The organism is Stenotrophomonas sp. NLF4-10, from assembly GCF_022359915.1.
Classification (GTDB): Bacteria; Pseudomonadota; Gammaproteobacteria; order Xanthomonadales; family Xanthomonadaceae; genus Stenotrophomonas; species Stenotrophomonas daejeonensis.
The window spans coordinates 844,088-861,132 of the sequence record NZ_JAKSEE010000003.1; the positions used below are offsets into that span (position 1 = coordinate 844,088).

Annotated in this window: 16 protein-coding genes; 8 read left to right on the forward strand and 8 right to left on the reverse strand. The window is 67.3% G+C overall.

Annotated features, from left to right (window positions below; all coding sequences use genetic code 11):
* Window positions 1-22 precede the first annotated feature (22 nt).
* From atpE to MIC98_RS04115, 7 genes are all read left to right on the forward strand, one after another.
* Complete coding sequence (gene atpE / locus MIC98_RS04085; RefSeq protein ID WP_057639996.1) at window positions 23-325, forward strand: F0F1 ATP synthase subunit C; 303 nt, start codon at window positions 23-25, stop codon at window positions 323-325.
* Window positions 326-438: 113 nt separating this feature from the next.
* Window positions 439-909: a F0F1 ATP synthase subunit B gene (locus tag MIC98_RS04090; RefSeq protein WP_057639995.1), complete on the forward strand. Its 471-nt coding sequence runs from the start codon at window positions 439-441 to the stop codon at window positions 907-909.
* Window positions 910-912: 3 nt separating this feature from the next.
* Window positions 913-1,440, forward strand: coding sequence for a F0F1 ATP synthase subunit delta (locus MIC98_RS04095; RefSeq protein WP_239735850.1), 528 nt, complete (start codon window positions 913-915; stop codon window positions 1,438-1,440).
* A 44-nt stretch (window positions 1,441-1,484) separates the two neighbouring features.
* Complete coding sequence (gene atpA / locus MIC98_RS04100; RefSeq protein WP_239735852.1) at window positions 1,485-3,032, forward strand: F0F1 ATP synthase subunit alpha; 1,548 nt, start codon at window positions 1,485-1,487, stop codon at window positions 3,030-3,032.
* Between the two features lie 79 nt (window positions 3,033-3,111).
* The gene (atpG, locus tag MIC98_RS04105; protein ID WP_239735855.1) at window positions 3,112-3,975 is read left to right on the forward strand and encodes a F0F1 ATP synthase subunit gamma; all 864 of its coding nucleotides are present in this window, start codon (window positions 3,112-3,114) and stop codon (window positions 3,973-3,975) included.
* 37 nt (window positions 3,976-4,012) lie between these two features.
* Complete coding sequence (gene atpD, locus MIC98_RS04110) at window positions 4,013-5,419, forward strand: F0F1 ATP synthase subunit beta (RefSeq protein ID WP_239735857.1); 1,407 nt, start codon at window positions 4,013-4,015, stop codon at window positions 5,417-5,419.
* A 119-nt stretch (window positions 5,420-5,538) separates the two neighbouring features.
* A complete protein-coding gene (locus MIC98_RS04115) occupies window positions 5,539-5,961 on the forward strand; it encodes a F0F1 ATP synthase subunit epsilon (protein WP_239735859.1) in 423 nt (140 codons plus the stop codon).
* A 168-nt stretch (window positions 5,962-6,129) separates the two neighbouring features.
* Here MIC98_RS04115 and MIC98_RS04120 read toward each other — a convergent pair whose 3' ends face one another.
* Window positions 6,130-6,513 carry a GtrA family protein gene (locus MIC98_RS04120; protein WP_239735861.1) on the reverse strand — a complete coding sequence of 128 codons (384 nt, stop codon included), beginning with the start codon at window positions 6,511-6,513 and terminating at the stop codon, window positions 6,130-6,132.
* 134 nt (window positions 6,514-6,647) lie between these two features.
* On the opposite strand from MIC98_RS04120, the gene glmU reads away from it, so the two are divergent.
* Entirely contained in the window at window positions 6,648-8,012 is a 1,365-nt protein-coding gene (gene glmU, locus MIC98_RS04125; protein ID WP_239735863.1) for a bifunctional UDP-N-acetylglucosamine diphosphorylase/glucosamine-1-phosphate N-acetyltransferase GlmU, read from the forward strand.
* 122 nt (window positions 8,013-8,134) lie between these two features.
* Here glmU and MIC98_RS04130 read toward each other — a convergent pair whose 3' ends face one another.
* From MIC98_RS04130 to MIC98_RS04160, 7 genes are all read right to left on the reverse strand, one after another.
* Window positions 8,135-9,481, reverse strand: a complete 1,347-nt coding sequence (locus MIC98_RS04130; RefSeq protein ID WP_239738018.1) for a HAMP domain-containing sensor histidine kinase — start codon at window positions 9,479-9,481, stop codon at window positions 8,135-8,137.
* Window positions 9,482-9,491: 10 nt separating this feature from the next.
* Window positions 9,492-10,832: a sigma-54 dependent transcriptional regulator gene (locus MIC98_RS04135; protein ID WP_239735865.1), complete on the reverse strand. Its 1,341-nt coding sequence runs from the start codon at window positions 10,830-10,832 to the stop codon at window positions 9,492-9,494.
* 79 nt (window positions 10,833-10,911) lie between these two features.
* A complete protein-coding gene (locus MIC98_RS04140) occupies window positions 10,912-11,391 on the reverse strand; it encodes a nuclear transport factor 2 family protein (protein WP_239735868.1) in 480 nt (159 codons plus the stop codon).
* Between the two features lie 18 nt (window positions 11,392-11,409).
* Window positions 11,410-12,633: an FtsX-like permease family protein gene (locus MIC98_RS04145; RefSeq protein ID WP_239735870.1), complete on the reverse strand. Its 1,224-nt coding sequence runs from the start codon at window positions 12,631-12,633 to the stop codon at window positions 11,410-11,412.
* Between the two features lie 133 nt (window positions 12,634-12,766).
* Window positions 12,767-14,080, reverse strand: coding sequence for an ABC transporter permease (locus MIC98_RS04150; RefSeq protein WP_239738020.1), 1,314 nt, complete (start codon window positions 14,078-14,080; stop codon window positions 12,767-12,769).
* A 196-nt stretch (window positions 14,081-14,276) separates the two neighbouring features.
* Window positions 14,277-15,500: an FtsX-like permease family protein gene (locus MIC98_RS04155; RefSeq protein WP_239735872.1), complete on the reverse strand. Its 1,224-nt coding sequence runs from the start codon at window positions 15,498-15,500 to the stop codon at window positions 14,277-14,279.
* 227 nt (window positions 15,501-15,727) lie between these two features.
* Window positions 15,728-17,032 carry an ABC transporter permease gene (locus tag MIC98_RS04160; protein ID WP_239735875.1) on the reverse strand — a complete coding sequence of 435 codons (1,305 nt, stop codon included), beginning with the start codon at window positions 17,030-17,032 and terminating at the stop codon, window positions 15,728-15,730.
* Between the last annotated feature and the right edge of the window lie 13 nt (window positions 17,033-17,045).

The following is a 17,045-nucleotide window of genomic DNA, read 5'->3' on the forward strand; positions in this document are numbered from 1 at the left end:
TACCTCGTTCCTGGAGAAAACCATGTACTTCGCCGTCCTGACCAATCTCGCCCAAGTTCAGAGCTCCACCGCCCTTGCCGTTGGCATCATGATCGGCCTGGCCGCGCTGGGCGCCGGTCTGGGTCTGGCCATCATGTCGGGCAAGTTCCTGGAATCGGCCGCGCGCCAGCCGGAGCTGATCCCGGTGCTGCAGGTCCGCATGTTCATCACCGCCGGCCTGATCGACGCCGCGTTCATCATCTCGGTCGCCGTCGGCCTGCTGCTGGCCTTCGCCAACCCGCTGGCCTCGGCCCTGCTGGCCGAAGCCGCCAAGCTGGCGGGCTGATCCGGTTGCAGCGAGATGACCGGGCGCGTGATGCGCCCGGCCACGGATGAAGGTCTGGTTGCGCCGTCCGCAGTGGCGGCGCGACCACCCCGATACAGCGATTGAGCCAACCCATGAATATCAATTTCACCCTCATTGCGCAGGCCCTGGCCTTCGCCGCCCTGATCTGGATCATCGCGACCCTGATCTGGCCGCCGTTGATGAACGCCATCGAGGAGCGCCAGCAGAAGATCGCCGAGGGCCTGGCCGCCGCCGACCGCAGCCAGAAGGACCTCGCCCAGGCCGAAGTGAAGGTCAACGAGGCGCTGAAGGAAGCCCGCGGCAAGGCCAACGAGATCATCGACCAGGCCCATGCCCGCGCCAACCAGATCGTCGAGGCGGCCAAGAACGAGGCCATCGCCGAAGCCAACCGGCAGAAGGAGCTGGCCCAGGCAGAGATCGACGCCGCCGCCAACCGCGCCCGCGAGGACCTGCGCAGGCAGGTGTCGGCGCTGGCCGTGAGCGGTGCCGAGAAGCTGCTCAAGCGCGAGATCGACGCCAACGCCCACAAGGCGCTGCTCGACGAACTGGCCGCGGAGATCTGATCGATGAGCCAGGCCCTCACGCTTGCCCGCCCGTACGCCCGCGCCGCGTTCGCGATTGCGCGCGAGGACGGCAAGTTCGCGCCGTGGTCGGACGCGCTTGCGTTCTCCGCCCGCGTTGCCGCCGATCCGCGCGTGTCGGCCCTGCTGTCGAATCCGGAACTGGCGCGCGGCGACGCGGTCGCGCTGCTGGCCCCGGAAGCGGCCGGCGAGAGCTACGGCCGTTTCCTGGACCTGCTGGCCGAATCGCAGCGCCTGCAGCAACTGCCGGAAATCGCCGGCCTGTTCGAGCAGCTGCGCGCCGATGCCGAGAACGTGGTCAAGGCCACCGTGACCTCGGCCGGTGAGCTGTCGGGCGAGGAGCTGGAAAAGATCAAGGCCGCGCTGCGCAGGCGTTTCGGCCGCGACGTCGAAGTGACGACCGCGGTGGACGTCTCGCTGATCGGCGGCGCCGTGATCGACGCCGGCGACGTGGTGATCGACGGCTCGCTCAAGGGCAAGCTGTCGCGCCTGCAGACCGCGCTCGCCCACTGAATTCATTTAACGTCCGGCCTGACCGCCGGCACTAGGACTTGACCATGGCCAACACGCTCAACCCCTCCGAAATCAGCGAGCTGATCAAGAACCGCATCGAGAAGGTCGCCCTGTCCGCGGAATCGCGCAACGAAGGCACCGTGACCTCGGTGTCCGACGGCATCGTGCGCATCTACGGCCTGGCCGACGTGATGCAAGGCGAAATGATCGAACTGCCGAACAACACCTACGCGTTGGCGCTGAACCTGGAGCGCGACTCGGTCGGCGCCGTGGTGCTGGGCGATTACGAGCACCTGCGCGAAGGCGACGTGGCCAAGACCACCGGCCAGATCCTGTCGGTGCCGGTCGGCCCGGAACTGCTCGGCCGCGTGGTCAACGCGCTGGGCGAGCCGATCGACGGCAAGGGCCCGCTGGGCGCCCAGCTGACTGCGCCGGTGGAGCGCGTGGCCCCGGGCGTGATCTGGCGCAAGTCGGTCGACCAGCCGGTGCAGACCGGCTACAAGTCGGTCGACGCGATGATCCCGATCGGCCGCGGCCAGCGCGAGCTGATCATCGGCGACCGCCAGACCGGCAAGACCGCGATGGCGATCGACGCGGTGATCAACCAGAAGGGCACCGGCATCAAGTGCGTGTACGTCGCCATCGGCCAGAAGGCCTCGACGGTCGCCAACATCGTGCGCAAGCTTGAAGAGAACGGCGCGCTGGCCCACACCATCGTCGTCGCCGCCACCGCGTCCGAGTCGGCCGCGATGCAGTACATCAGCGCCTACTCCGGCTGCACGATGGGCGAGTACTTCATGGACCGCGGCGAAGACGCGCTGATCGTCTATGACGACCTTTCCAAGCAGGCCGTGGCCTACCGCCAGATCTCGCTGCTGCTCAAGCGCCCGCCGGGCCGCGAAGCCTACCCGGGCGACGTGTTCTACCTGCACTCGCGCCTGCTGGAACGCGCCGCACGCGTGTCCGAGGAATACGTCGAGAAGTTCACCGAGGGCAAGGTCACCGGCAAGACCGGCTCGCTGACCGCGCTGCCGATCATCGAAACCCAGGCCGGCGACGTGTCCGCGTTCGTGCCGACCAACGTGATCTCGATCACCGACGGCCAGATCTTCCTGGAAACCGACCTGTTCAACGCCGGCATCCGCCCGGCCGTGAACGCCGGCATCTCGGTGTCGCGCGTCGGTGGTTCGGCGCAGACCAAGATCATCAAGAAGCTGTCCGGCGGCATCCGCATCGCGCTGGCGCAGTACCGCGAGCTGGCGGCGTTCGCGCAGTTCGCCTCGGACCTGGACGAAGCGACCCGCAAGCAGCTGGAGCGCGGCCAGCGCGTCACCGAGCTGATGAAGCAGAAGCAGTACGCGCCGATGTCGATCGCCAACCAGTCGCTGTCGATCTACGCCGTCAACGAGGGCTACCTCGACGACGTGCCGGTGGGCAAGCTGCTGGCGTTCGAAGAGGGCCTGCATGCCCACTTCGCCAACACGCAGGGCGAGCTGATCAACAAGATCAACGCCACCGGCGGCTGGAACGACGAGATCGAGGCGGCCTTCAAGCAGGGCATCGCCGAGTTCAAGACCACCGGCAGCTGGTAAGCCGCATGTAGAGCGGGGCGCTGGCCCCGCTTCACTGTGACAAAAGCGGGGGCATGTCCCCGCGCTACGGGAATAAGAGATGGCAAGCGGACGCGAAATCAAAACCAAGATCAAGAGCGTGCAGAACACCCGCAAGGTGACGCGCGCGCTCGAAATGGTCTCGGCCTCCAAGATCCGCAAGGCGCAGGACCGGATGAAGACCTCGCGTCCGTACGCGCAGGCGATGAAGCAGGTCATCGGCCACCTGGCCCAGGCCAGTACCGACGTGCAGCATCCGTTCCTGGTCGAGCGCAGCGAAGTCAAGCGGGTCGGCTACATCGTCATCTCGTCCGACCGCGGCCTGGCCGGCGGCCTGAACAACAACCTGTTCCGCAAGACCGTCGGCGAAATGCGCGAGTGGCAGGACAAGGGCGCCGGGATCGACGTGGTGACCATCGGCCAGAAGGCCAGCGTGTTCTTCCGCCGCGTCAACGTGGACATGGTCGGCAGCGTCACCCACATCGGCGACGTGCCGAAGCTGGAGACGCTGATCGGCGTGATCAAGGTGATGCTCGATGCCTTCACCGAGGGCAAGGTCGACCGCGTCTACCTGGTCTACAACCACTTCGTCAACACGATGACGCAGAAGGCCACCTTCGACCAGCTGCTGCCGTTGCCGGCCAGCCAGTCGCAAGTGTCCTCGCACGACTGGGACTACCTGTACGAACCCGATGCCGCGACCGTGCTCGAGCACGTGATCACGCGCTACATCGAGTCGCTGGTGTACCAGGCGCTGCTGGAAAACGTCGCTTCCGAGCATGCCGCACGCATGGTGGCGATGAAGGCGGCCAGCGACAACGCCAACAAGCTGATCGGCACCCTGCAACTGGTCTACAACAAGGCCCGCCAGGCGGCGATCACCCAGGAAATCTCCGAAATCGTCGGCGGCGCGGCAGCGGTCTGACGCGCGCAAACAAAGTATTCAATTAGAGGATGCAGCAATGAGTCAGGGCAAGATCGTTCAGATCATCGGCGCGGTCGTCGACGTCGAATTCCCGCGCAGCGACGTGCCGAAGGTGTACGACGCGCTGAAGGTGGAAAACACCGAAATCACGCTGGAAGTGCAGCAGCAGCTGGGTGACGGCGTGGTCCGCACCATCGCGCTGGGCTCCACCGACGGCCTGAAGCGCAACCTGGTGGCCACCAACACCAACCGCGCCATCTCGGTGCCGGTCGGCGCCGGCACCCTGGGCCGCATCATGGACGTGCTGGGCCGCCCGATCGACGAAGCCGGCCCGGTCGCCGCTTCCGATTCGTGGGAAATCCACCGCGCCGCGCCGTCGTACGAAGACCAGTCCTCGTCCACCGAGCTGCTGGAAACCGGCATCAAGGTCATCGACCTGATGTGCCCGTTCGCCAAGGGCGGCAAGGTCGGCCTGTTCGGCGGCGCCGGCGTCGGCAAGACCGTCAACATGATGGAGCTGATCAACAACATCGCCAAGGCGCACAGCGGCCTGTCCGTGTTCGCCGGCGTGGGCGAGCGTACCCGCGAGGGCAACGACTTCTACCACGAGATGAAGGACTCCAACGTCCTTGACAAGGTGGCGATGGTCTACGGCCAGATGAACGAGCCGCCGGGCAACCGCCTGCGCGTCGCCCTGACCGGCCTGACGATGGCCGAATACTTCCGCGACGAGAAGGACGCCAACGGCAAGGGCAAGGACGTGCTGCTGTTCGTCGACAACATCTACCGTTACACGCTGGCCGGTACCGAAGTGTCGGCGCTGCTGGGCCGCATGCCGTCGGCGGTGGGCTACCAGCCGACCCTGGCCGAGGAAATGGGCGTGCTGCAGGAGCGCATCACCTCGACCAAGACCGGTTCGATCACCTCGATCCAGGCCGTGTACGTGCCCGCGGACGACCTGACCGACCCGTCGCCGGCCACCACCTTCGCCCACCTGGACTCGACCGTGACCCTGTCGCGCTCGATCGCCTCGCTGGGCATCTACCCGGCGGTGGACCCGCTGGACTCGACCTCGCGCCAGATGGACCCGCAGGTCATCGGCCACGAGCACTACGACACCGCCCAGCGCGTCCAGCAGACCCTGCAGAAGTACAAGGAGCTGAAGGACATCATCGCGATCCTGGGCATGGACGAACTGTCCGAAGAAGACAAGCAGGCCGTGTCGCGCGCGCGCAAGATCGAGCGCTTCTTCAGCCAGCCGTTCCACGTGGCCGAAGTGTTCACCGGCTCGCCGGGCAAGTACGTGCCGCTGAAGGAAACCATCCGTGGTTTCAAGGGCATCGTCGATGGCGAGTACGACCACCTGCCGGAGCAGGCGTTCTACATGGTCGGCGGCATCGAGGAAGCGGTCGAGAAGGCCAAGAAGATGGCCGAGAAGGCCTGAGGAAGGCTGGAGCGGGAACCGGGATCGGGGAATGAACGTTCCCGGTTCCACGGGCCTGCCGCGGTGGACCCGCATTCCCCGTTCCCCGTTCCCTGTTCCCCGCTTTTGAGAACCAAACCATGAGCACCATCCGTTGCGACATCGTCAGCGCCGAGCAGCAGATCTTCAGTGGCGAGGCCACCCTGGTCGTGGCAACCGGTGAGCTGGGCGAGCTGGGCATCGCGCCCAAGCACGCGCCGCTGATCACCCGCCTGAAGCCGGGCAAGGTCGTGGTCACCACGCCGGTCGGCGAGCAGCTGGATTTCGCCATTTCCGGCGGCATCCTCGAAGTGCAGCCGCAGGTCGTGACCGTGCTGGCCGACACCGCCATCCGCGCCACCGACATCGACGAGGCCGCGGTGCGCAAGGCCAAGGAAGAAGCCGAGCGCGTGCTGGCCCACCGCGGCGAGGCGATGGAGCTGGCCGAGGCGCAGCAGAAGCTGGCCGAGATCACCGCGCAGCTGCAGGCGCTGGAGCGCCTGCGCCGCAACCTCAAGCACTGAGTGCGGGCTTGCGGGAACAGGAAAGCGCCGGACTTGCCCGGCGTTTTTCGTTGGTGCATCAAGAGAAGAAGTATTTGATGGTTTCCTGTAGGAGCGCACCTTGGTGCGCGATGGCTTCACCGGGAAAGCCCCATCGCGCACCAAGGTGCGCTCCTACGGGGTTTGGGCTCAGCGATAGACCACGTGCCGCAGCAGGAAGAAGTTCGCCGCGGCCAGCGCACCCTCGACCACCGGCTTGGCCAGCCAGGCCATCTGCAAACCCAGTGCATGCGCGACCAGCGCCACCAGCCAGGTGCTGATGGCGGTCATCAACAGCCACAGCCCGAGGAAGCGCGCGAACCGGCCCCAGCCGTGGCGCCGTTCGCCGCCGCTGGCGAAGGTATAACGGCCATTGAGCCAGAAGCCGAGCAGCGCGCCGCTGACGCGGCCGAGCAGGTTGCCGGGGATCGCAGGCAGGCCGGCGGCGGTGGCGGCGACGAATACCAGCCAGTCCAGCGACAACTGCAGCAGGCCGATGGCGAGGTACTGGCTGCCTTGCCGGAACAGGCTCATTGGATTCCTGGGCGACGGGACCGACGGCCATGTTACCGGCTGCCGGCGGATTCCCGCGGCGGGGAATGCGTGCTTCACGCAGGCGGGGAGAGGTTCACTAGAATTGCTCCATCGTTTACAGGAAATCCGCCGACATGACCCAGCCGTTGCACGTGATCATCCTCGCCGCCGGCGCCGGCAAGCGCATGCAGTCGGCGCTGCCCAAGGTGCTGCAGCCGGTGGCCGGGCGGCCGATGCTGGCGCACGTGATCGACACCGCGCGACAGTTGCAGCCGGCGGGCATCCACGTGGTGCATGGCCACGGCGGCGAGGCGGTGCGCGCGGCGTTTGCCGACCAGACGGACTTGAACTGGGCCGAACAGGTACAGCAGCTGGGCACCGGCCATGCCTTGCAGCAGGCGATGCCGGCCGTTCCGGACACGGCGCAGGTATTGGTGCTGTATGGCGACGTACCGCTGATCCGCGCCGATACGCTGCGCGCGCTGCTGCATGGCGCGCCGCGGCTGGCGGTGCTGGTGGCCGACCTGGACGACCCGACCGGCTATGGCCGCATCGTGCGCGATGCCGAGGGCAAGGTCGCGGCCATCGTCGAGCAGAAGGATGCCGACGACGAGCAGAAGCGCATCCGCACGGTGAATACCGGCATCGTCACCGCCGAATCCACCGCGTTGCGGCGCTGGTTGTCGGGCCTGTCCAACGCCAACGCGCAGGGCGAGTACTACCTGACCGACGTGTTCGCCGCGGCCACGGCCGAATACACGCCGGCCACGCTGGTGCACGTGGCCGATCCGCAGGAGGCCGAAGGCGCCAACGACCCGTGGCAGCTGGCGCAGCTGGAGCGCGCCTGGCAGCTGCGCGCGGCGCGTGCGCTGTGCGCGCAGGGCGTGCGCCTGCTGGACCCGTCGCGCTTCGACCAGCGCGGCACGGTCAGGGCCGGGGCCGACGTGCAGATCGACGCCAACGTGGTGCTGGAGGGCGAGGTCGAGCTGGGCGACGGCGTCAGCATCGGCGCGTTCGTACGGCTGAAGGACGTCAGGCTCGGTGCCGGCACCGTGGTGCAGCCGCACTGCGACCTGGAAGGCGTGGTCAGCGAGGGCGCGGCGCAGATCGGCCCGTTCGCACGGCTGCGCCCCGGCACGGTGCTGGCCGACGGCGTGCACGTGGGCAACTTCGTGGAAACGAAGAAGACCACGCTGGGCAAGGGCAGCAAGGCCAACCACCTGACCTACCTGGGCGATGCGGTGATCGGCAGCGGCACCAACATCGGCGCCGGCACCATCACCTGCAACTACGACGGCGTGAACAAGTTCCGCACCACCATCGGCGACAAGGTGTTCGTGGGTTCCAACAGCGCGCTGGTGGCGCCGGTGACGCTGGCGGACGGCGCGACCATTGGTGCCGGCTCGGTGATCACCCGCGATGCGCCGGAAGGCAAGCTGACCGTGGCGCGCAGCCGCCAGCAGACCATCGAAGGCTGGAAGCGGCCGGTGAAAAAGTAAAGGCGCGTAGGTCGGGGTTACATCCCCGACGCCCTGCGCATCCGGACATCAAGCGTCGGGGATGTAACCCCGACCTACCCTTGCAGAGTAGCCGCCGGGACCGCTCCGGCTCGGCGTCGAGCTCAGGCGGCCGGCAGCAGGATGGTCACGCACAGGCCGCCGTCGTTGCGGTTCTGCAACGAGATGCGGCCGTCGTGCGCCTCGACGATCTCGCGGGTCAGCGCCAGGCCCAGGCCGGTGCCGTTGCGCTTGGTCGAATAGAACGGCATCAGCGCGTTCTGCAGCACCGCCTCGTTCATGCCGCTGCCGCGGTCCAGCACCTCGATGCGCAGCCAGTGCGGCAACCGCGCCAGCCGCACTTCCACCGCGTCGTCGGCGTCGATGCCGTTGTCGGCGCTGGCCTCGTGCGCGTTCTTCAGCAGGTTCAGCAATGCCTGCGAGAACTGCGCCGGATCGATGCGACTGTGCAGGTCTTCGGCAGGCGGCGCCATGCGGAAGGGAATCTGCTGCTGCAACCCGCCGAGGAACGCGGCCCAGCCTATGGTCTGCAGCTGCGGTTGCGGCAGCTTGGCGAAGCGCGCGTAGCCGCGGATGAAGCCTTCCAGATGGCGCGCGCGCTCCTCGACCGTGGCGAAGATGTCCTCCAGCCGGTCGTTGCGGCCGCGCCGTACCAACTCGGCGCCGGAGTGGGCCAGCGAGGCGATCGGCGCCAGCGAATTGTTCAGTTCGTGGCTGATGACGCGGATGACCTTCTTCCATGTCTGCACTTCCTGCCGGCGCAGTTCGGCGGTCAGCAGGCGCAGCAGCAGCAGTTCGTGCGGGCGGCCGTTGAGATGGAAGCTGCGCCGCGACAGGTGGTAGACCTGTTCGTCGTCCTCGTCGCCACCTTCCTCGCGCACCGCGAACAGGCTGTCGCCGCCGCGGGCGATGGCGTTGCGCAGTTCCACCGGCATGTTCTCCAGCAGCTCGTGCATGCGCTTGCCTTCCAGCTTCCAGCCGCCGTGCAGCAGCTTGCGCGCGGCAAGGTTGGAGAACGCCACGCGCTGCACGCCGTCGCCGCCGTCGGCCAGCAGCAGCATCGCCACCGGCGTGTTCTGCACCATCGTGTCCAGCAACAGCTCGCGCTGCACCAGCGACTGGCGTTGCTCGCGCAGCACGTCGCCCAGCTCGGCGTGGGCCTTCACCAGTTGTGCCAGTTCGTCGTTGCCGCGCCAGTGCACGCCGAAGTTGTATTCGCCGTCGCGGTAGCTGCTGGTGATGCCGGCCAGCGCGCGCAGCAGCGAGCGGATCGGCGCGGTGGCGCGACGCAGCGTCCACCACATCAGCGCCAGCAGCAGCGCCGTCGATACCGTGGCGACCACCCAGCCGCGGTCCATCCAGTACGCCAGCAGCCACGGCATGGCCGCGGCCAGCCCCAGCACCGGCAGCAGGCGCAGGAACAGGCGGAAGGTGAACGAGCGTGTCTTCAACATGGTCGTTTCATTCGCGGGGGATGCCGTGGCGGTCCATGCGCCGGTACAGCGCCTGCCGGCTCAGGCCGAGGTCGGCGGCAGCCTGGGCAATGACGCCGCCGGCGCGTTCCAATGCGGCGACGATGCGCGCGCGGTCCGGTTCGTCGGCCGGCGCGGTGGGGCGCTGCGGTGCACGCGGCAGGTTGAGGTCGGCCGCTTCGATGCGCGGCCCCTGCGCCAGCAGGCTGGCGCGCTGGATCACGTTGCGCAGTTCGCGCACATTGCCCGGCCAGTTATGGCGTTGCAGTGCCTGCGCGGCCTGCGGCGACAGCGGCTTGCCGTCGTCGCCGAGGAAATGGCGGGCCAGCGGCAGGATGTCCTCGCGCCGTTCGCCCAGCGCCGGCAGTGTCAGTTCGACGGTGTTGAGGCGGTAATAGAGGTCCTCGCGGAAGCTGCCGTCGCGGATCATCGCCGGCAGGTCGGCGTTGGTGGCGCTGACCACGCGCACCTTCACCTGGCGCTCGCGGTTGGAGCCCAGGCGCTCGAAACGGCCGGTTTCCAGCACCCGCAGCAGCTTCATCTGCCCGGTCAGCGACAGGTTGCCGATCTCGTCGAGGAACAGGGTGCCGCCATCGGCCGCCTCGAACTTGCCTTCGCGCGCCTTGTTGGCGCCGGTATAGGCGCCGGCCTCGGCGCCGAACAACTCGGCTTCGATCAGTTCGGAAGGGATCGCGCCGCAGTTCAGCGCGACGAACGGGCCGCCGCGCTTGCCGGAGTTGGCCTGGATGATCTCGGCGATCTTCTCCTTGCCCGCACCGTTGGGGCCGGTGATCAGCACCGGCAGCTCCGAGCGCGCCACTTGGCAGGCCAGCGCGATGACCCGTTCGCTGGCCGGGTCGGCGAACACCACCCCGCGCAGGTCGTAGCGCTCGCGCAGGCTGGTCTGTTGGCGCAGCTCGCGTTGGCGACGGCGCGCCAGCTCGCGGCGGGTTTCGGCCAGTTCCAGCAGGTTGTTGACCGTGGTCAGCAGGCGGCCGTCGTCCCACGGCTTGGCCAGGTAGTCGGCGGCGCCGGCCTTGACCAGTTCCACCGCGCTGTCCAGGTGCGTCCACGCGGTGAGCAGGATCACCGGCAGGTCCGGGTGCGCGTCGCGGATCTGCCCGAACAGCGCGCGGCCCTCGTCGCCGGAGGTGGTGTCGGCGGTGAAGTTCATGTCCTGGATCACCAGGTCGAACTCCTGCTCTTCGAGCATCGCCAGCCCCTGCGCGGGCGAGGCGGCGTGGCGGGTGTCGATGTCGTGCAGCGAGAACAGCACGTCCAGCGCGGTGGCCACGGCGCTGTTGTCGTCGATGATCAGGATCTGCGGCATCGGGGCTTGCAAGGGTGGGAGTGGAAAGGGAAGCGCAGACCTTACACGTTGCGGCCCGCGCTGGCAGGGGACATGTGCTTCAGGGGTGTCCGGCCGCCGCGGCCGCGCGATGGCCGTAGCTCAGCACGCGGGTGAGGGTCCATTGGCCGTCGTGCAGGTGCCAGAGCATGGTGAAGTCGGCCAGCCCCTCGCACTTGCCGCTGGCGGTGTCGCAGAAGCGGTGGCTGCCCTGGGCGATGGCGCCGAAATCCTTGATCGGGAACACCTGCAGGCTGCCTTCCACCAGTTCGCGGGTGTAGTGGCCGCAGGCGTGCTTGCGGGTGTTTTCCAGCATCGCCTCGCGGCTCCAGGTGACGCCACCGGTGTCGTGGTAGAACTCGACCGCCGGGTCGAAGTAGCTGGCGTGCTTTTCCAGCTGGGCCGGGTCCTGGCAATGGTTGAAACTGTCGAACACAGCCTGGTCGAGCGCGGCGACGGTGGTGGTCAGGTCGTCGGCCGCCAGTGCGGTGGCAGTGGGCGACAACAGCAACAGGGGCAACAGGCGCAGTGTGGTCTTCATCATGTGTCCTTGCAGGTTTCAGGCGCTGCGCGTGGCGACGGCCGGTGGAATCAAGGCGGCGCGCCGGGCCGGGCCGAGCACCGCGGCCTGGCCCAGCAGCCACAGCGCCACTGCGGTGACCGGCAGGTAGGCCAGCGGCAGGCGTGGCAGTTCGTAGTGGCTCATCAGCAGCATGTTCAGGCCGTAGGCCAGGAACAGCCCCAATGCGATCCCGATGCTGCTGAGCAGGAAGTTCTCCAGCTGGAAGTAACGCAGGATGTGCCTGCGGGTGGCGCCCAGCGCGCGGCGGATACCGATCTGCCGGGTGCGCTGCTGCACCCAGAAACTGGACAGGCCGATGATGCCGAAGGCGGTGACCGCCAGCAGTGCGGAGCACACGGCGAGCAGGAGCCAGATCACCGAGCGGTCACGCCGATGGAAATCGGTGCGCATCTGCTCCAGCGTGCCCTTCTCTTCGATGATCCGGTTGGGATCTTCGCGGTTCAACGCGGCGACGGCGGCCTGGAGCACGCTTTCGCGCTGTTCCGGCGTGGTGCGCAGCGCATAGCCGCCATTGGAGACGCGGATCGGGAAGATCATCGAATCGAAGCGGCTGGCGAAGCTGCCCGCTTCTCCGGGCGCCATCAGGTCGCTGGTCACGCCGACGACGGTCGAAGGGGGCTGCTGTTCCCCCCAGACATAGAGGTTCCTGCCAAGCGCGCTCTGGCCCGGGAACAGCGAGTCGGCCAGGGACCGGCTCAGCATGATGGCGGGGACGGTCTGGCCGACCCGGTTGGGGTCGAACGTGCTGTTCTCCAGATACTCGTCCGGAGTGAACGCACGGCCTTCCACCACCCGCAGCCCGAAGGTCTGCAGGAGTTGTCCGTCGTCCATGTAGAGCGAGGCGTTGGTGGTGGGCCGGGTCTGGTCCGCATCGAGACGGACGTCCGAGCCCCAGACGCTGCCGCCATAGGGAATCTGGTTGACGCTGCTCACCGCTTTCACTCCGGGCAGGGAGGAAAGCGCGCGGATGTCCTGCCTGCGCAGGGCGTCGTGGTTGACGTCGGGCAGCAGGCTGCTGGTGGACAGGTACACCAGTTCGTCATCGGCTATGCCGCTTCCGATCCGCAGTTCGGCGATGCGATTGCTGATGATGAACACCGCGTTGCAGATGATCGCGCAGCTCAGGGCGATTTCCAGCACGACCAGCAGGGCGGCGATCTTGTGCCGCAGCAACATGTTGAGGATGGGCCGGATTTCCATGTTCACCGATGGGAGTGGGGAATGGGGCGGTGGGCGGATGACGCAGGGGTGATGGCAATGCCGGTGGCGATGGGGCTGCTGACCGGGCAGGGGTGTGCTCCCCGTGCTTCATTTCCGTCCGTCTTGCATTTCATCACTGGCTCTTGAGTTGCAGTGCGGGAGGAACCTGCATCGCGCGCCACGCCGGCAGCAGGCCGGCCAGCAGGCTCACCGTCACCGCGAGGGCGAAGGTCATCCACAGCGTGGTGCCATCCATATGCGCCAGCTTCGCGTACTCGTCCGGTTGCTGGCGGATCAGCCACAGGCCGATGGCGGCGAAGCCCAGGCCCAGTCCGCCACCGACCAGTCCGATGACGCCGGCTTCGGTGAGGCATTGCTTGAAGATGTCCAGGCGCGAAGCACCCAGCGAGCGGCGTATGCCGATCTCGCCGCCGCGGCGCAGGAACTTGGCCAGCAGCAGGCTCACCGTATTGATCAGGCACACCAGCAGGAAGCCGAACGCCAGCCACATCTGCAGGCGCACGTCGTCGGGCACGATGCGGTTGTAATCCAGCCAGTCCATCACGTCATGCAGGCGCACATTGTTCGGGCGCTCGAAGCGGCCATTGGTGCGCTGGGTATCCGAATAGTCGGCAAGGTACTTCAGGTAGGCGTCGGCTTTCTGCGGCGAATCCAGTTCCACCCAGTACTGCAGCCAGGCGCAGGGGGCATTGAGGCTGCGGCCCCCTTCCTCGCCCTCTCCGCCGCGGCCCCAGCATTGCATATGGCCTTGTACATCCAGCCGCAGTGCGCGGGCGGTGGAGAATGGCAGCAGCACCTGTTCGTCGCCGCCGTAACGCTGGCTGGTCAGGTCATAGAAGCGCGGTGTCGGTCGCCAGTCGCCGAGCACACCCACCACCCGGAACATGCCCTGCGGCAGGCGGATTTCCCTGCCGACGGCATTCTCGGTGCCGAACAGCCTGTTCGCCAGCCGGCGATCAATGACCGCCACCTGCGCGCGCGCTTCGTCGTCGGCTGCGCTCCATGCAGTGCCGCTGTGCACGGGGACGTCGAACATCGGGAAAAAATCCGCCGATGCGTAGCGCGCCATGACGCGGAAGGGCTGTCCCGCATTGCCCTCCGGTTGCACGGTGACCAATCCGGCCGTCATCACCGCCTGGCGGTCGGCGCGCCGCTGCCGCAGCAGCTCTTCGGCGTCATGGCGGGTCATCTGTTTCAACGGTTCCTTGTCCAGCGTGGCGTCCTTGCCCAAGGTGCGCGGCTCGATGCGCGGGTAGAACAACCGCGCGCTCTTGCCCGGAATCGGATTGCCGGAGAGTACGAAGTAGAGCCCCAGCGTGGTCATCGTCGCGCCGATGCCGACCGCGATGGTCAGCACCATCAAGAGGGTCAATACCCTGTTGCGGCGAAAGCTGCGCAGCGCGAGTTGCAGGTAGTAGCCGAGCATGAACACCTCTTGGTTTCCTTGCCTGAGGACAAGGCGAAGCTTTCGCGCGAGCACATCGCGGGCGTCGCCCGGGTCCTCTCCCCCAATCCTTCCGTATCCCGGCCCATGCCCCGGGGCGAGGGCGTTGGAAGGGCTGCGGGGCCGCGGTCCGCAAGCCGTGCCCCTCCCGCCTTGCGGAAGGAGGAGCCTGTCGTGTTCAGGTGCTGCGCGTTGCTACCGCCGGCGGGATCGCCGCCGCGCGCCGCGCCGGGCCGAACACCGCCACCTGCCCCAGCAGCCACAGCGCCAGCGCGCCGACCGGCAGGTACAGCAGTGGCAGCCGCGGCAGTTCATAGCGGCCCATCAGCCACTGGTTGAGCAGGTAGGCCAGCAGCATGCCGACGACGATGCCGATGCCGGCCAGCAGGAAGTTCTCGGTCTGGAAATAACGCAGGATCTGGCCCTTGGTCGCGCCGAGCGCGCGGCGGATGCCGATCTGCTTGGTACGCTGCTGCACCCAGAAGCTGGCCAGGCCGACGATACCCAGCGCGGTCACCAGCAGCAACAGGGCGCACACGATCAGCAGCAGGCCGACCATGTCGCGGTCGTTGGCGAAGTAGTCGGCGCGGCCCTGTTCGAAGGTCAGCTTGCGCCAGACCAGGCGGTTGGGATCGTTGCGGTCCAGCGCCGCCAGCGCCTGTTCGAGCACCTCTGCGCGGCGCGCCGGCTCGGCCACGCGGATCAGGTAGCGGCCGCCGTTGGCGAAGTTCATGCGGATCGGGAACACCACCGAATAGGTGCGGTTGTTGCTCTGCATGTTCGGCCGCAGCAGGGTATCGACCACGCCGACGATGGTCAGCGGGATGTTGGCCATGTAGACGGTTTTACCGACCGCGCCGCCTTCCGGAAACATCCTGTCGGCGGCCGGCTTGCTGAGGATGATGGCCGAGGACAGGCCGTTGACGTCCTCGACCTTGTTCAGCACGTCGCTGCTCTTGTACTCGTCGGCGTTGAAGTCGCGGCCGGCGATCAGTTTCAGGCCCATCGTCGCCAGCGTGCCTTCGCCGACCATGTACTGGGTGGCGTTGAGCGTGGGCACTTCCTGCTCGGCGCTGAGCGAGAGCGAGGTGTTCCAGCTGCCGTTCTGGAACGGCAACTGGTTGGTGATGGCCACGCGTTCGACGCCGGGGACGGCACGCAGCGAGGCCAGGTCCTCGGCGGTGCGGGCGTCGCCGTCGGTCTGCTGGCCGATGCCGCTCAGGCCGATCTCGATCAGCCGGTCGTCGTCGATGCCGCTGGCGAGGTTGAGGGTTTCCAGGCGCTGGGAAACGATGAACAGCGCGTTGCAGATGATCGCGCAGCTCAGCGCGATCTCCAGCACGATCAGCGCCGCGGCGGTCTTGTGGCGCGACAGGGTGGACAGGATCGGGCGGATTTCCATGTGGGACTCCGGGGTTTTGGCCCCTCTCCCTCCGGGAGAGGGGTTGGGGTGAGGGTTCGGGGAGGATGGGGGAGGTTCGGACTGCATTGACCGCACCGAACCCTCATCCGGCCCTTCGGGCCAACTGCATTCGGCACATCCATGTGCCTCACCCTTCGGGCGGCTTCGCCGTGCAGCTTGGCAATCCTGCCAAGCTGTCTCCCGGAGGGAGAAGGGAAAAGCATTGGTCACTGCGTCTTGAGCTGCACTGCCGGGGCCACCTGCATCGCCCGCCACGCCGGCAGGATGCCGGCCAGCAGGCTGGCGGCGATGGCCAGGGCGAAGGTCAGCAGCAGCATCGAGCCGTCCAGGTGGGCCAGCGAGGCATAGTCGGCCGGGCGCTGGCGCACCGCCCACAGTCCGCCCAGCGCCAGCAGCAGGCCCAGCATGCCGCCGGCCAGGCCAATCGTCCCGGCCTCGACCAGGCATTGCTTGAAGATCTCCGTGCGGCTGGCGCCGAGCGCGCGGCGCACGCCGATCTCGCCGCTGCGGCGCAGGAACTTGGCCAGCAGCAGGCCCACGGTGTTGACCAGGCACACCAGCAGGAAGCCGAACGCCAGCCACATCTGCAGGCGCACATCGCCGGGCACCACGTTGCGGAATTCCAGCAGCTCCATCACGTTGCGCAGGCGGGTGTTGGCCGGGCGCTCGAAGCGGCCGGCGGCGCGCTGCTGGTCGGAATAGTTGTCCAGGTAGGCCTTGAACGCGGGTGCGTCGGCGGCCGAATCCAGCTCCACCCAGTACTGGATCCAGGCGCAGGGCACGTTCAGCGCGGTGGCGTCGTTGACGATCTCGCGGCCGAAGCAGTTCATGTTGCCGTTGCGGTCCAGCTCCAGGTCGCGCGAGGTGGAGAACGGCACGAACACGTCTTCCTGGCGGTCGTAGCGGCCGACGAACAGGTCGTAGAACAGCGGCTGCGGCTTCCAGTCGTCGAGCACGCCGACGACGCGCAGCGCGTGGCCTTCGACCAGCACGTCGCGGCCGACGCTGTTGGCGCCCTTGAACAGCTTGTCGTTGAGGGTGCGGCTGATCACCGCCACCCGCGCGTGGCCGTTGTCCTCGGCGCCGCTCCAGCCCTGGCCGTACAGGAACGGGGTGTCGAACATCGGGAAGAAGTCGCCGGAGGTGTAGCGCATGCCGACGCTGAAGGGCTTGAGCGCATCCACCCGCGGATCGACGATGCCGCCGCCACCGGTCATCATCGCCTGCCGCGGCGCCTTCTTCTGCCGCAGCAGTTCCTCGGCGTCGAAGCGGGTCAGCTGCCCTTCCGGCTCCTCGCCGGGCTTGTAGCCCTCGCGGGTGTAGGCGTCGAGCTGCACGTAGAACAGGCGTTCGCTCTTGTGCGGGATGGGGTCGCCGGAGAGCACCTTGAACACGGTGAGCGTGGTCATCGCGGCGCCGATGCCCAGGGCGATGGCCAGCACCATCAGCGCGGTGAGCACCTTGTTGCGGCGGAAGCTGCGCAGGGCCAGCTTGAAGTAATAGGTGAACATGTTCGGCTCCGGT

What these genes read in the sequence shown, in the direction of transcription:
- MIC98_RS04145 (WP_239735870.1), bottom strand. Translation starts at nt 12,633, where the DNA reads ATGGAAATCCGGCCCATCCTCAACATGTTGCTGCGGCACAAGATCGCC.
- atpE (WP_057639996.1), top strand. Translation starts at nt 23, where the DNA reads ATGTACTTCGCCGTCCTGACCAATCTCGCCCAAGTTCAGAGCTCCACC.
- MIC98_RS04155 (WP_239735872.1), bottom strand. Translation starts at nt 15,500, where the DNA reads ATGGAAATCCGCCCGATCCTGTCCACCCTGTCGCGCCACAAGACCGCC.
- MIC98_RS04160 (WP_239735875.1), bottom strand. Translation starts at nt 17,032, where the DNA reads ATGTTCACCTATTACTTCAAGCTGGCCCTGCGCAGCTTCCGCCGCAAC.
- MIC98_RS04140 (WP_239735868.1), bottom strand. Translation starts at nt 11,391, where the DNA reads ATGAAGACCACACTGCGCCTGTTGCCCCTGTTGCTGTTGTCGCCCACT.
- MIC98_RS04115 (WP_239735859.1), top strand. Translation starts at nt 5,539, where the DNA reads ATGAGCACCATCCGTTGCGACATCGTCAGCGCCGAGCAGCAGATCTTC.
- MIC98_RS04120 (WP_239735861.1), bottom strand. Translation starts at nt 6,513, where the DNA reads ATGAGCCTGTTCCGGCAAGGCAGCCAGTACCTCGCCATCGGCCTGCTG.
- MIC98_RS04090 (WP_057639995.1), top strand. Translation starts at nt 439, where the DNA reads ATGAATATCAATTTCACCCTCATTGCGCAGGCCCTGGCCTTCGCCGCC.
- glmU (WP_239735863.1), top strand. Translation starts at nt 6,648, where the DNA reads ATGACCCAGCCGTTGCACGTGATCATCCTCGCCGCCGGCGCCGGCAAG.
- MIC98_RS04095 (WP_239735850.1), top strand. Translation starts at nt 913, where the DNA reads ATGAGCCAGGCCCTCACGCTTGCCCGCCCGTACGCCCGCGCCGCGTTC.
- atpG (WP_239735855.1), top strand. Translation starts at nt 3,112, where the DNA reads ATGGCAAGCGGACGCGAAATCAAAACCAAGATCAAGAGCGTGCAGAAC.
- MIC98_RS04135 (WP_239735865.1), bottom strand. Translation starts at nt 10,832, where the DNA reads ATGCCGCAGATCCTGATCATCGACGACAACAGCGCCGTGGCCACCGCG.
- MIC98_RS04150 (WP_239738020.1), bottom strand. Translation starts at nt 14,080, where the DNA reads ATGCTCGGCTACTACCTGCAACTCGCGCTGCGCAGCTTTCGCCGCAAC.
- atpA (WP_239735852.1), top strand. Translation starts at nt 1,485, where the DNA reads ATGGCCAACACGCTCAACCCCTCCGAAATCAGCGAGCTGATCAAGAAC.
- atpD (WP_239735857.1), top strand. Translation starts at nt 4,013, where the DNA reads ATGAGTCAGGGCAAGATCGTTCAGATCATCGGCGCGGTCGTCGACGTC.